This window comes from Pseudomonas sp. FW215-R2, from assembly GCF_058789255.1.
Map to the genome: position 1 here is coordinate 193163 of NZ_JBYTBO010000010.1, position 13587 is coordinate 206749.

The window sequence follows — 13587 nt, forward strand, 5'->3', positions numbered from 1 at the left end:
ATCCGCTCTGGGCAAGGGGCGACAGCCAAGAACGATTCTTCACACACCCGGGCATTTTTCTGGTTTAGGATCGCCACCCGCCTCCTTGTCTCACCTCAAGGCAACGTGCACGGCACACCCTATACTGTCCGCCGTCACTCACTGAAAAGGGATTGCCCATGAAGCTGAAAAACCTGTTCACCGCCGGCGCGCTGCTCGCCTCGCTGGTCGTCACTTCCCAGGCGTTCGCCCACGCACATCTGAAAAGCCAGACCCCGGCCGCCGACAGCACCGTCGCCGCGCCGGCGGATCTGCGCCTGGTGTTTTCCGAAGGCGTCGAAGCCAGCTTCACCAAAGTCATCGTGACCCACGATGGCGCGCCGGTGAAGGTCAAGCCGCTGACCACCGAAGGCGACAAGAAAACCCTGATCGTCACGCCCGAAGCACCGTTGACCGCTGGCGAATACAAGGTCGAATGGCACGCGGTGTCGGTCGATACGCACAAGAGCGAAGGCGCCTATCAGTTCAAGGTTGGCCAGTAATTCATGAGTGAAGCGCTGGTGTTGTGCCGGTTCCTGCATTTCATCGTGGTGTTGATGCTGTTCGGGGCCTGGCTGTTCCGGCCGCTGCTGCTCAAGGGTGAAGCGCCGGCGCTGGATCGACACCTGGCGCGGCTGGCCCGTTGGCTGGCGGCGATTGCGCTGGTCAGCGGCGTTGCCTGGGCGTTGCTGATCACCGCGAGCATGGCCGGTTCGGCCGCTGCGGCGTTCGATCCGGACACCGTCGAGCTGGTGCTGGGCCATACATTTTTCGGTCAGGTGTGGCGCTGGCATCTGCTGATCAATGCACTGTTGCTGGCGTTGCTGTTTACCCCGTGGCGATCGAGCCAACCATTGCGGCTGGGCCTGAGCGCGTTGCTGCTGATGACCCTCGCCCCGGTCGGTCACGGGGCCATGCTCGACGGCTTCAGCGGCCAGATGCTGATCCTCAATCAGGTGGTTCACCTGACGTGCGTCGGCGCCTGGCTCGGTGGGTTGCTGATGCTGGTGATGATCCTGCGCCAGTCCGGCGAAACGGTTCGTGAGGTCCTGCAACGGTTCAGCGGGCTCGGCTACGTGTTGGTCGCCGGCCTGTTGATCACCGGGCTGATCAACGTGCGCGTCCTCACTGGCCAATGGTGGCCGACGCCGTTGTTCTCGGGATTTGCCCTGATTCTGTTGATCAAGGCATTGCTGGTGTTCGGCATGCTCGCACTGGCGCTGTTCAACCGCTTGCGCATCAGTGATTGCGAACAACGGATCGACACCCTCAAGCGCAGCGTGATGCTCGAGTGGTTGCTGGGGATCGGTGCCGTGGCGGCCGTGTCCGTGCTCGGCACCCTGCCGCCGATGATCGCTGCCTGACGTCAGTGCTTCTGGGTATCACCCGCCGCCGTATCGATGCTGACCACCACCGACATCCCCGGTCGCAGCCGTTCGCTCTCCTGCTGCCCCGGATCGATGGTGATACGCACCGGCACCCGTTGAGCGATTTTCACGAAGTTGCCGGTGGCGTTGTCGGCCTGCAATAAGGCGAATTCGGAACCGGTGCCCGGCGAAATGTGCTGCACATGACCCGTGAACTTGCGGTGGTTCAGGCCATCCACGGTGAAGGTCACCGGTTGCCCGACCCGCACGTTGTCCATCTGGGTTTCTTTCATGTTGGCGATCACCCACTTCTGGTCCGGCACCAGCGCCATCAACTGTGCCCCGGAATTGACGTAGGCACCGAGGCGCACGCCGATCTGCCCGAGCTGGCCGTCGCGCGGGGCGATGATCCGGGTGTTGGACAGATCGATCCGCGCCAGTTGCACCGCCGCCTCGGCGCTGGCCACCGCTGCTTCCAGCGAGCCGCGATTGACGATCACCGTTTGCAGGTCCTGCCGGGCGATCTCCAGGTTGGCCTTGGCCTGCGCCACCGACGCAATGCCCTGCGCATTGGCGGCCAGCGCCACGTCCATCTCGCGCTTGGAAACTGAGCCGTCATTGACCAACGCCGTGTTGCGTCGCAAGTCAGCCTCGCTTTTGCGCAGCTGCGCCTCGCTGTCGGCCACCACCGCCTGCCGCAACTTGATCGTCGCTTCGGCGCTGTTGCGCTGCTGCACGACGTTGGCCAGTGCAGCCTTCTGTACCGCCAGTTGCGCCAGCGACTGATCGAGACGCTGCTGATAAATGCGGTCATCGAGACGCACCAGCAAATCGCCCTCCTTCACAAACTGGAAGTCCTGCACCGGTACTTCAAACACATAACCACTGAGCTGCGGACCGATGATCGTCACCTGCCCCCGCACCAAGGCGTTTTCAGTGGTCTCGACCGCGCTGCTGAACGGCGGCAACTGCCAGGCGTAAAGCACGATCAGCACACCGACGATGGCAATCGCGGCAAAGCCCAGCGACGAGATGATCCGCACCCGCAGCGAGCGCGGTTCAGTGTTCGGTGATGACGGCGGCGCCTCTCCCTCGGGAGTGGCGGCGATGGCATTGGTGGTCGTGGTGGTCGGTTCGGTCATGAAGAAGTGGCACCGCTGGAAGGTACGGAAGGTGTCGGGGCGACGGCTTTGGTGGTGCTGATCAGCCACAGCGCACGGAGGGAAATCCAGATCATGGTCAAGATCGCGATCACCGCGATCAGCATGAACACATCGTTGTAGGCCAGCACGTTGGCTTCGCGGGTGGCGGCGTTGGCCAGGCTGCGAATGCCTTGCAGGTTGCGCAGGCTCGGGTCCGCAATCAGGGAGCCGACCGCCGAACCGCCGCTCTGTACCCGGGCGGCCACCAACGGATCGGACAGCACCAGTTGCTCGACGATATGGCTGGAATGAAACTTCTCGCGCACGATCTGGAATGTCCCCAGCAACGCTGCGCCGATCAGGCCGCCGAGGTTGTTGCAGATCCCGAACAACACCGAAAAGCTCACGAGGTTGCGCGGATTGGTCAGCACGTTGCGCGTGCCGAGAACCATGGTCGGGCCGAGGAAGAATGTGCTGCCGAACGCCAGCAGGAACTGGCTGAAATAGAGGTTTTCGGGGCGGGTCAGGTTGTTCGAAGAGCTGTCGATGATCGAACCGGTGGCCATCAACGCCAGCGACACGATCAGCGGCATCAGCAGGTGTTTCGGGTCGATGGTCAGCGCACTGGTCAGCAGCCCGGCGACGCTGCCGATCAGCATCACCACGTAGAGGCTGTGCAACTGCTGGCTGCTCATGTTCAGATTCTGCATGAAACCCACGGCGCCGGTGGATTGCTCCGAGGTCACCATGCGAATCAGGATCACCGCCAGCGCGAGGCGGATCATCACCCCGCTGCCGAGCCAGCGGGTCATCAGCATCGGGTTGCTGCGGTTGTGTTCGATGGCCAGCCCCGCGAGGATCAAGGCAATCGATGCGGCAAGGGCGATGCCGATCCATTGTGCTTCGAGCCACCAGTCGATCCGCCCTAGGGACAGCACCGCGCACAGCAAGGCCACGCCACTGGCGAGGATGGCGAAGGTGAGAAAGTCGAGGGGTTCGAAAGTCTTGAAGCGGTCACCCGGCGGCAGCTTGAGCATCAACACGCAGCCGAGCGACAGCAGCGCCATGCCCAATTCGAACAGGTACAGGCCGCGCCATTCGGCGATCTGCAGCAAGTCTTCGGAGAACAATCGCGCCAGCGGCAACGCCAATTGCGAAGTGCCAAGCCCCAGCACCAGCGCCTTCATCCGCCATTTGGCCGGGAACGCCTGCACCATGTAATACAGGCCCAGCGAGCTCAACGCCGCGCCGACCATGCCGTGAGCGGCACGCACCGCAATCGCCGAGCTCAGGTCATTGACGAACAAATGGCCGAAGGTCACCAGCGCATACAAAACCAGAAACACCTCGGTGAACGCCCGCAAACCGAACTGCTGGCGAAACTTCACCAGCAGCAGGTTCATCGACACGTTGGTCATTACATACGCCGCCGGCAACCAGGCCATTTCAGCCGTCGTCGCCCCAATCGCGCCTTGCAGGTAAGGCAGGTTGGCGACCACCAGCGAATTGCCCAAACCACCGGTCAGCGCCACCAGCAACCCCACCAGCGCATAGGCCAGGCGCCTGGGGTTGGAGTGCAGCGGCGTCGAGGGGGAACCGGGCAGACTGGGCTTCTCGTGAGGCTGCCAGTCGCGCGGGGCGTATTGATTCATTGAAAGGCCTTGTGCCGAAGATGGCTTCAGTGTGCCGGGGTCGCCGGGATTCGTAAATTTTGTTTAAAGGTCATCTCGCCCGCAGCGGATTTTTCCCAAGCGTAGCGAATGCCAACCTTGCAGCACTTCTCAACCTGCAAGGTGCCCGTTATGACCACTTCCCGCTGGCAACGCTCCCCGCGTCTGCTGAAAAACCTGCTGGCAGCCGCCCTGATGCTGCCTGCCCTCGCCTTCGCCCAGGAACGACCCTGGCCGGATGGCTCGCAACTGGTGATTTCGGTGTCGATGCAATTCGAAACCGGCGGCCAGCCCGAGGGTGCTGAAAGTCCGTTCTCCGGTACACCGTTGCCCAAAGGCTACCCGGACCTGCCGGCGCAGACCTGGTTCGATTACGGCTACAAGGAAGGCTTGTGGCGCATGCTTGATCTGTGGGACCGCACCGGCATCAAGGTCACTTCCCATGTGGTCGGCGAAGCGGCGCTCAAGCACCCGGAACTGGCCAAGGCCATCGCCGAGCGCGGCCATGAACTGGCAGCCCACGGCATGCGCTGGGCCGATTCGTACAACATGAACTACGCCCAGGAAAAACAGTTCATCGGCGACGGCGTCGCAGCCGTGGAAAAAATCACCGGCCAGCGCTCGGTCGGCTACAACGCCAACTGGCTGCGGCGCAGTCCCAATACGTTGAAGGTCCTGCAGGATCTGAATTTCACCTACCACATCGACGACGTCAGCCGCGACGAACCCTTCGTGACGATGGTTCGCGGGCGCAAATTCGCCGTGGTGCCCTACACCCTGCGCAACAACGACATCGTGTTGGTCGAGGGCCGGCACTTCTCCGCCGAGCAGTTCTATCAGCAACTGGTGCTGGAATTCGATCGCCTCTACGCCGAAGGCGCGAGCAAGCGGCGGATGATGTCGGTGAGTCTGCACGACCGCATCGGCGGCACGCCGGCGATGGTCGAGGCGATGGAACGTTTTATCCGTTACGCGCAATCGCATCCGAAGGTGACATTCATGCGCAAGGATCAGATTGCCCAGGTGGTGCTGACCGAGAAAAACCCGCTGATCGACAACACCGAGGCGGCGTACAACCAGTGACAAAAAAATCGCAGCCAAGGCTGCGATTTTCTCTCTGCTTAACGACTCACGCCCGCAGCAGCATATAAGCCGCGACCACCAGACACACACTGGCAAACCCCACCTGCAACGCCCGCGCCGGTACCCGCGCGCAAAGTTTGCGGCCGACGATCATGCCGACGATGCTCGCAACGATAAACGCCGCGCCCAGATGATCGATCCGCACCCCGGCATGAAATGCGCCAATCACGCCAATGGCGGAAATCAGGCTGATGACCATCAAGGAAGTGGCGACGATCCCGCGCATCTGCACATCGGTCAGTTGCTTGAACGCCGGCACGATCAGAAACCCGCCGCCAACGCCCAACAAACCAGACACCACGCCGGTGACAGCACCCAGCGCCGCAAGGGTCGCGGTGCATTTGGCGGTCCAGTCGAAGCGACCGGTCTGTTCGTTGAGCATGCAGTTCTTCTGCCCCCAACTGGCGTGGCCATGATCGCTCGGGCCCGGCTCCTGGCGTTCGCGGCGCAGCATGCGCCACGCCACCATCACCATCAGCAGGCTGAACAGGATCATCAGGATCTTTTCCGGCAACTGATGGGCGAAGTAGATGCCCACCGGCGAAAACACTGCACCAAGTGCCGCAATCAACAGCGCCGCGCGATAACGCACCAGACCATGGCGCAGACCGTCGATGGCACCGACCGCCGCCGCGCTGCCGACGGCGAACAACGCCACCGGCGCCGCTTGCGTCATCGTCCAGCCCAGTCCGAGCACCAGCGCGGGCACCGCGAGAATCCCGCCGCCGGCCCCGGTCAGACCGAGGATCAACCCCATCAACACGCCAAACAGACTTGCCAGCAACATAGAGTGTTCTCAGTCGACTTTGGACAGGCTCGTCAGCCATTCGCGGCCCTTGAGCATGCCGTGCCAGTAGAACCACGGCAGCAGGGTCGCCTTCAGCCACCATGCAGAACGGCGCGGCACGGTCGGGTCGAGGGGAAAGGTCGGCAGCAACTTACCGCCATAGCCGAACTCGGCGAGAATCACCTTGCCCTTTTCCACCGTCAGCGGGCAGGAACCGTAGCCGTCGTACTTCAGTGGCAGCGCCAGTTCCTTGCGCAACGCCAGCAGATTTTCCGCCACCACCACGACTTGCTTGCGCACTGCCGCCGCGGTTTTCGCATTGGTGGTGCCGCAGATATCGCCCAGCGCAAACACTTCGGGATAACGCGGATGTTGCAGCGTGTGCGGGTTGACCTCGCACCAGCCGGCGGCTTCGGCCAGCGGACTCTGCGCGATGAAGTCCGGCGAAACCTGTGGCGGCACCACGTGTAGCAAGTCGAAGGTTTTCGCCTGACGGGTGACGTTGCCGTCCGCGTCCTTGATGTCAAACCAGGCGGTTTTCGCCGGGCCATCGACCTTCACCAGATTGGAATTGAACGCCAGCCGCGCGTTGTATTTCTCGATGTATTTCATCAGCGGCGGCACGAAAGTCGCCACGCCGAACAGCGCGGCGCCGGCCAGGTTGAATTCAACCTCGACCTTGTTCAATACGCCATTCTTGAGCCAGTGGTCGCAGGACAGATAGAGCGCCTTCTGAGGGGCACCGGCGCATTTGATCGGCATCGCCGGCTGAGTGAACAGCGCCTTGCCGCCGCGCAGTTTCTGCACCTGTTCCCAGGTGTATTGCGCATGCTGATAGCTGTAGTTGGACGTCACACCGTGCTGGCCGAGACTTTCCTGCAGGCCTTCGATCTTCTCCCACGCCAGGCGCAGGCCGGGGCAGACGATCAGGTTCTGATAGGTGACGGTGCGTTGATCGTTGAGGGTGAGTAGGCGTGTGTCAGGATCGATGTTGGTCACTGCCGCCTGAATCCAGGTGGCCTGACGCGGCAGTACCTTGTTCATCGGTCGGGCGGTGTCTTTGGCGTCGTAGGCGCCACCGCCGACCAACGTCCAGGCCGGTTGGTAGTAATGCTGGGCACTCGGTTCGATCACCGTGATATTCAGGTGCGGGTCACGTTTGAGCAGGCTCGCGACAAAACCGATGCCGGCAGTGCCCCCGCCGATGACCACGATGTCCGCACTGATGGATGGGCCCCAGTGTTGATCGTTCATTGCTTGTTCCTTATTGCTGCACGCAAGGATAGCCGGGTCTATTGCGCCCAGCTTTTGAGCACGGCTCCGCAGTAGAGTCCGGACAGTGTTTTCATCACCTGGATGACTTCATGACTGGCGAGACCGTAGAAAATGTACTTGCCTTCACGACGGGTCGCGACCAGCCCTTCATCACGCAGGATGCCCAATTGCTGGGACAGGGTCGGCTGACGCACGCCGGTCATTTTCTCCAGCTCGCCGACGTTGCGTTCGCCCTGGGTCAACTGGCACAGGATCAACAACCGATCCTCGTTGGCCAAGGCCTTGAGCAGCGAACAGGCCTTGGAGGCCGAGGCCCGCAGTTGGGCGACTTCACATTCGGTCAGACTGGATTGCATTTGCAGGATGCCTTCAACGTCACTTAAGCTGCGAACATTATGTTTTTACATAAAGTGTTGCAACCCTGACTTTCCACCTTCCTGCACAGGACCGTGTCCATGCCCGCGCTGATTGAAGCTTTCCTAGACCCCGCCTCTTCGACCTACAGCTACGTGGTCTACGAGGCCGATGGCGGGCAGTGCGCAATCGTCGATCCGGTGCTTGATTACGACGGCGCCGCCGGTCGCACCTGCACGGCCCAGGCCGACAAGATCATTGCCTTTGTTCGCGCCCATAAGCTGCAAGTGCAGTGGCTGCTGGAAACCCACGCTCACGCCGATCACCTTTCCGCTGCGCCCTACCTGCGCCGTGAGCTGGGCGGCAAGATCGCGATTGGCGAATCGATCAGCAAAGTGCAGAACGTGTTCAAGGCGCTGTTCAACCTGGAGCCGGAATTTCGTGTCGACGGCTCACAGTTCGATCACCTGTTCGCGCCGAACGAGTCGTTCAGGATCGGCAATCTCAAGGCCACCGCCCTGCACGTCCCCGGCCACACCCCGGCGGACATGGCCTACCTGATCGACGGCGAACAGATCCTGGTCGGCGACACGCTGTTCATGCCCGACGTCGGCACCGCCCGTTGCGACTTCCCCGGCGGCAACGCGAATCAACTGTTCAATTCGATCCACAAACTGCTGGCCTTCCCCGCCAGCGTGAAGCTCTATGTCTGCCACGACTACCCGCCGCAAGGTCGCGCCTCACAGTGTCAGACCACCGTTGGCGAACAGCGTAAAAGCAATATCCATGTGCATGACGGCGTCGACGAAACCGCGTTCGTCGAGATGCGCACCAAACGTGATGCAGGACTGGGCATGCCGACGCTGTTGCTGCCGGCGATTCAGGTGAATGTGCGGGCGGGGAACATGCCGCCGGCGGAGGACAATGGCGTGACTTACCTGAAGATCCCTGTCAACAAGTTATAAGGTGCCAAAACAATAAGAAGCGCCTGCCTGTCAGCAGACACGGATAGCTCCAAGCATTTGTCTTCCAAAGACTATTCCTTGCCCAAATAAAGGCCACTTGCCATCATTGATGACGCATTTTGCTTTTCCAAGGCTTGGAGCCAGATCCTCGATGACGACTACATTTTTTATATTGGGAACCGCATTTCTAATGCTCGTTGAGCTAGCGATATCCAAGGTCATTTTCATAGGAATGGGGAGGCGGTTCGGGCTTGTAGCGGATATTCTTGGGGTGGCGTCCATATTGGCATTAGGCTGGCTATTGAAATTCGAGGGAACTGCCGGAACGAAAATCTGCGAGTCCAGCTCCGTTCCCGACAGTGTCGCCCAATATGGCCTCACCTTCGACACACCGGGCTGCGTTAACCATTTCACCTACTTCACCAATCTTGGCGGGCTGACCGATACCACACTCGGTTTCGACCCTTTTCTTGCTGCCGTCGTTACCTACATCGCCCTTGAATTGGCTCACAAAGTGATATTCCCGCTGATTTGCAACCTGTACCGACGCATTTTCTGATGCCTGTGGCAATGTGCAGGACGTCTGCTGACCCGATAGCCCTGCACCCCAGACTTCAAACACCCAACGTCAAACCATTCGCCGGCAACGGCAACGCCGTTTTATAACGCACCTGCTTGAGCGCAAAGCTCGACCGGATGTTGGCCACCCCTGGCACCTTGGTCAGGAAGTCCATCATGAAGCGCTCAAGCGACTGAATGGTCGGCACCAGCACCCGGATCAGATAGTCCGGGTCGCCGGCCATCAGGTAGCACTCCATGACTTCCGGCCGGTCGGAAATCGCCTCTTCGAAATGCTGCAAAGCTTCCTCTACCTGCTTCTCCAGGCTCACGTGAATGAACACGTTCACGTGCAGCCCGAGCAGGTCGGCGTCCAGCAGAGTCACTTGCTCGCGAATCAGGCCCAACTCTTCCATCGCCTTGACCCGGTTGAAGCACGGTGTCGGTGACAGATTGACCGAACGGGCCAGGTCGGCATTGGTGATGCGCGCGTTCTCTTGAAGGCTGTTGAGAATGCCGATGTCGGTACGGTCCAGTTTGCGCATGAGACAAAACCACCTGTTTTTTATGTTTATGCAGAATTTCTATCTGCAAATGATCTCCAGTGCAACGAAACAGAGAGAAATATTCTTCTTGCCCGGGCCTATGATTGTTGTAGGACAAGATTTCTTTTATCGAAGAATGACTGCCAGCTCACTACAAGAAATTCACAAGATCGAGCGTAGAAGCCATGACCCAAGCGTATGAACCGCTGCGTCTGCACGTCCCTGAACCCTCGGGCCGCCCAGGCTGCAAAACCGATTTCTCCTACCTGCATCTGACCGATGCCGGCACGGTGCGCAAACCTTCCATCGACGTTGAACCCGCCGACACCGCCGACCTGGCCCGTGGCCTGATCCGAGTGCTCGACGACCAGGGCAATGCTCTCGGTCCATGGGCCGAGAACGTCCCGGTCGAGATCCTGCGCAAAGGCATGCGTGCCATGCTCAAGACCCGGATCTACGACAACCGCATGGTGGTCGCCCAGCGTCAGAAAAAAATGTCGTTCTACATGCAAAGCCTTGGCGAAGAAGCCATCGGCAGCGCTCAGGCCCTGGCCTTGAACATCGACGACATGTGCTTCCCGACCTACCGCCAGCAAAGCATCCTGATGGCCCGCGACGTACCGCTGGTCGACCTGATCTGCCAACTGCTGTCCAACGAGCGCGACCCGCTCAAGGGCCGTCAGCTGCCGATCATGTACTCGGTCAAGGACGCCGGTTTCTTCACCATTTCCGGCAACCTCGCGACCCAGTTCATCCAGGGCGTGGGCTGGGGCATGGCCTCGGCGATCAAGGGCGACACCAAAATCGCCTCGGCCTGGATCGGCGACGGCGCCACCGCCGAATCGGACTTCCACACTGCCCTCACCTTCGCTCACGTTTACCGGGCGCCAGTGATTCTCAACGTGGTCAACAACCAGTGGGCGATCTCGACCTTCCAGGCCATCGCCGGTGGTGAAGCCACCACCTTCGCCGGACGCGGCGTCGGTTGCGGCATCGCCTCGCTGCGGGTTGATGGCAACGATTTCTACGCGGTCTACGCCGCCTCCGCCTGGGCAGCCGAACGCGCCCGCCGCGGCCTCGGCCCGACCATGATCGAATGGGTCACCTACCGCGCCGGCCCGCACTCGACCTCCGACGATCCGTCCAAATACCGTCCTGCCGACGACTGGAGCCACTTCCCGCTGGGCGACCCGATTGCCCGCCTGAAACAGCACCTGATCAAGGTCGGCCACTGGTCGGAAGAAGAGCACGCCGCCGTCAGCGCCGAGCTCGAAGCCGAAGTGATCGCCGCACAGAAACAGGCCGAACAGTACGGCACCCTCGCCGGCGGCCAGATTCCGAGCGCCGCGACCATGTTCGAAGACGTCTACAAAGAGATGCCGGAGCACTTGAAGCGCCAGCGTCAGCAGTTGGGGATCTGACATGAACGATCACAACAACAATATTCAGTTGGAAACCGCCATGACCACGACCACCATGACCATGATCCAGGCCCTGCGCTCGGCCATGGATGTGATGCTTGAGCGTGACGACAACGTTGTGGTGTTCGGCCAGGACGTCGGCTACTTCGGCGGCGTGTTCCGTTGCACCGAAGGCCTGCAGGCCAAGTACGGCACCTCGCGGGTGTTCGACGCGCCGATCTCCGAGAGCGGCATTGTCGGGACCGCCGTAGGCATGGGCGCCTACGGTCTGCGTCCGGTGGTGGAAATCCAGTTCGCCGACTACGTCTACCCAGCCTACGACCAGATCATTTCCGAGGCGGCACGCCTGCGTTATCGCTCGGCCGGCGAATTCACTGCGCCGATGACCCTGCGCATGCCTTGCGGTGGCGGCATCTACGGTGGTCAGACCCACAGCCAGAGCATCGAAGCCCTGTTCACCCAGGTCTGCGGCCTGCGCACTGTCATGCCGTCCAACCCGTATGACGCCAAGGGCCTGCTGATCGCCTCCATCGAAAACGATGACCCGGTGATCTTCCTCGAACCCAAACGCCTGTACAACGGCCCGTTCGACGGCCATCACGAACGTCCGGTAACCCCGTGGTCGAAACACCCGGCCGCGCAGGTGCCTGACGGCTACTACACCGTGCCGCTGGACGTCGCCGCCATCGCCCGTCCGGGCAAGGACGTGACCGTGCTGACCTACGGCACCACCGTGTACGTGTCGCAAGTCGCCGCCGAAGAATCCGGCGTTGATGCTGAAGTCATCGATCTGCGCAGCCTGTGGCCGCTGGACCTGGAAACCATTGTCAAATCCGTGAAGAAAACCGGCCGTTGCGTCGTGGTTCACGAAGCCACCCGCACCTGCGGTTTCGGCGCCGAACTGGTGTCGCTGGTGCAAGAGCATTGCTTCCACCACCTGGAAGCGCCGATCGAGCGCGTCACCGGTTGGGACACCCCCTACCCCCACGCGCAGGAGTGGGCGTATTTCCCTGGGCCGTCCCGAGTGGGCGCGGCGCTGAAACGGGTCATGGAGGTCTGAATGGGCACGCACGTTATCAAGATGCCGGACATCGGCGAAGGCATCGCAGAAGTAGAACTGTCGCAGTGGCACGTCAAGGTCGGCGATCTGGTCGTTGAAGATCAGGTGCTGGCGGATGTGATGACCGACAAGGCGATGGTCGACATTCCGTCGCCGGTCCACGGCAAGGTGATTGCACTCGGCGGTCAGCCGGGTGAAGTGATGGCGGTCGGCAGTATTCTGATCAGCATCGAAGTGGAAGGCGCAGGCAATCTGAAGGAGTCCGACAAACCGGCTCCTGCTCCTGCGAAAGAACCTGTTGCCCCCAAAGTCGAAGCCGTCGCTGAAAGCAAGCCTGCTGTTGCCGCGCCGCGTCCGGCGGCTACCGTTTGCCAGGGCCCGATGGTCGCCCGCGAAGCCGATGAACGCCCGCTGGCCTCGCCGGCCGTGCGCAAACATGCGTTGGATCTGGGCATCCAACTGCGTCTGGTGCGTGGTTCCGGTCCGGCCGGGCGCGTATTGCACGAAGACCTCGACGCCTATCTGGCGCAAGGTCAGTCGAACGCTTCAGCACCTGTCGCCGCCGCTTACGCCCAGCGTAACGATGAAGAACAGATTCAAGTGATCGGCATGCGCCGCAAGATTGCCCAGCGCATGCAGGACGCCACTCAGCGTGCCGCGCACTTCAGTTATGTCGAGGAAATCGACGTCACCGCGATTGAAGAACTGCGCGCCCACCTGAACGAAAAACACGGCGCCAGCCGTGGCAAGCTGACCTTGCTGCCTTTCCTCGTGCGTGCCTTGGTCGTCGCCCTGCGCGACTTCCCGCAGATGAACGCCCGCTACGACGATGAAGCCCAGGTCATCACCCGCCTCGGCGCGGTGCATGTCGGCGTCGCCACCCAAAGCGATGTGGGCCTGATGGTGCCGGTGGTGCGTCACGCCGAGGCGCGCAGCCTGTGGGACAGCGCGGCAGAAATTTCCCGCCTGGCCAACGCCGCCCGCAATGGCAAGGCCAGCCGCGATGAACTGTCCGGCTCGACCATCACCCTGACCAGCCTCGGCGCCCTCGGCGGCATCGTCAGCACCCCGGTGCTGAACCTGCCGGAAGTGGCGATCGTCGGTGTGAACAAAATCGTCGAACGCCCGATGGTCGTCAAAGGCCAGGTGGTGATCCGCAAGATGATGAACCTCTCCAGCTCCTTCGATCACCGCGTGGTCGACGGCATGGACGCGGCGCTCTTCATCCAGGCCATTCGTGGCCTGATCGAACAACCCGCGACCCTGTTTGTGGAGTGATGCA

The 13587-nt window shown here is 61.3% G+C and carries 14 protein-coding genes; 8 read left to right on the plus strand and 6 right to left on the minus strand.

The features are described from left to right. Positions 1 to 158 precede the first annotated feature (158 nt). Complete coding sequence (gene copC / locus AC3WRD_RS16150) at positions 159 to 521, plus strand: copper homeostasis periplasmic binding protein CopC (protein ID WP_096822546.1); 363 nt, start codon at positions 159 to 161, stop codon at positions 519 to 521. A gap of 3 nt (positions 522 to 524) precedes the next feature. After that, complete coding sequence (gene copD, locus AC3WRD_RS16155; protein ID WP_102621987.1) at positions 525 to 1382, plus strand: copper homeostasis membrane protein CopD; 858 nt, start codon at positions 525 to 527, stop codon at positions 1380 to 1382. A gap of 2 nt (positions 1383 to 1384) precedes the next feature. On the opposite strand, the gene AC3WRD_RS16160 is transcribed toward copD, so the two are convergent. Together AC3WRD_RS16160 and AC3WRD_RS16165 are read right to left on the minus strand one after the other, a co-directional pair. Beyond that, positions 1385 to 2527: an HlyD family secretion protein gene (locus tag AC3WRD_RS16160; RefSeq protein WP_102621988.1), complete on the minus strand. Its 1143-nt coding sequence runs from the start codon at positions 2525 to 2527 to the stop codon at positions 1385 to 1387. Further along, positions 2524 to 4179 carry an MFS transporter gene (locus AC3WRD_RS16165; protein ID WP_096822549.1) on the minus strand — a complete coding sequence of 552 codons (1656 nt, stop codon included), beginning with the start codon at positions 4177 to 4179 and terminating at the stop codon, positions 2524 to 2526. The genes AC3WRD_RS16160 and AC3WRD_RS16165 overlap by 4 nt, the downstream gene beginning before the upstream one ends. A 150-nt stretch (positions 4180 to 4329) precedes the next feature. Between AC3WRD_RS16165 and AC3WRD_RS16170 the strand changes: the two genes are divergently transcribed. Then, the gene (locus AC3WRD_RS16170; RefSeq protein WP_102621989.1) at positions 4330 to 5280 is read left to right on the plus strand and encodes a polysaccharide deacetylase family protein; all 951 of its coding nucleotides are present in this window, start codon (positions 4330 to 4332) and stop codon (positions 5278 to 5280) included. Between the two features lie 46 nt (positions 5281 to 5326). On the opposite strand, the gene AC3WRD_RS16175 is transcribed toward AC3WRD_RS16170, so the two are convergent. From AC3WRD_RS16175 to AC3WRD_RS16185, 3 genes are read right to left on the minus strand one after another with little or no spacing between them, the layout of a single operon-like run. Next, positions 5327 to 6127, minus strand: a complete 801-nt coding sequence (locus tag AC3WRD_RS16175) for a sulfite exporter TauE/SafE family protein (protein WP_096822551.1) — start codon at positions 6125 to 6127, stop codon at positions 5327 to 5329. A gap of 9 nt (positions 6128 to 6136) precedes the next feature. Continuing rightward, complete coding sequence (locus AC3WRD_RS16180) at positions 6137 to 7381, minus strand: NAD(P)/FAD-dependent oxidoreductase (RefSeq protein ID WP_102621990.1); 1245 nt, start codon at positions 7379 to 7381, stop codon at positions 6137 to 6139. 38 nt (positions 7382 to 7419) lie between these two features. Further along, positions 7420 to 7758, minus strand: a complete 339-nt coding sequence (locus AC3WRD_RS16185) for an ArsR/SmtB family transcription factor (RefSeq protein WP_007952897.1) — start codon at positions 7756 to 7758, stop codon at positions 7420 to 7422. Positions 7759 to 7857: 99 nt separating this feature from the next. Between AC3WRD_RS16185 and AC3WRD_RS16190 the strand changes: the two genes are divergently transcribed. Then, the gene (locus AC3WRD_RS16190) at positions 7858 to 8721 is read left to right on the plus strand and encodes an MBL fold metallo-hydrolase (protein WP_102621991.1); all 864 of its coding nucleotides are present in this window, start codon (positions 7858 to 7860) and stop codon (positions 8719 to 8721) included. Between the two features lie 151 nt (positions 8722 to 8872). Beyond that, positions 8873 to 9280, plus strand: a complete 408-nt coding sequence (locus tag AC3WRD_RS16195) for a hypothetical protein (RefSeq protein ID WP_102621992.1) — start codon at positions 8873 to 8875, stop codon at positions 9278 to 9280. Positions 9281 to 9335: 55 nt separating this feature from the next. Here AC3WRD_RS16195 and bkdR read toward each other — a convergent pair whose 3' ends face one another. Further along, on the minus strand, positions 9336 to 9824 hold the full coding sequence (gene bkdR, locus AC3WRD_RS16200) for a Bkd operon transcriptional regulator BkdR (RefSeq protein ID WP_096822555.1): 489 nt from the start codon (positions 9822 to 9824) through the stop codon (positions 9336 to 9338). Between the two features lie 185 nt (positions 9825 to 10009). Between bkdR and AC3WRD_RS16205 the strand changes: the two genes are divergently transcribed. Genes AC3WRD_RS16205 through AC3WRD_RS16215 form a run of 3 tightly spaced genes read left to right on the plus strand, consistent with a single transcriptional unit; the run spans position 10010 to position 13583 of the window. Next, positions 10010 to 11245 (plus strand): 3-methyl-2-oxobutanoate dehydrogenase (2-methylpropanoyl-transferring) subunit alpha, encoded by a 1236-nt coding sequence (locus AC3WRD_RS16205; protein WP_007965287.1) that lies wholly within the window; start codon positions 10010 to 10012, stop codon positions 11243 to 11245. Between the two features lies 1 nt (position 11246). Then, entirely contained in the window at positions 11247 to 12305 is a 1059-nt protein-coding gene (locus tag AC3WRD_RS16210; protein ID WP_085711528.1) for an alpha-ketoacid dehydrogenase subunit beta, read from the plus strand. After that, on the plus strand, positions 12306 to 13583 hold the full coding sequence (locus AC3WRD_RS16215) for a dihydrolipoamide acetyltransferase family protein (RefSeq protein WP_102621993.1): 1278 nt from the start codon (positions 12306 to 12308) through the stop codon (positions 13581 to 13583). The last annotated feature ends 4 nt before the right edge of the window (positions 13584 to 13587 follow it).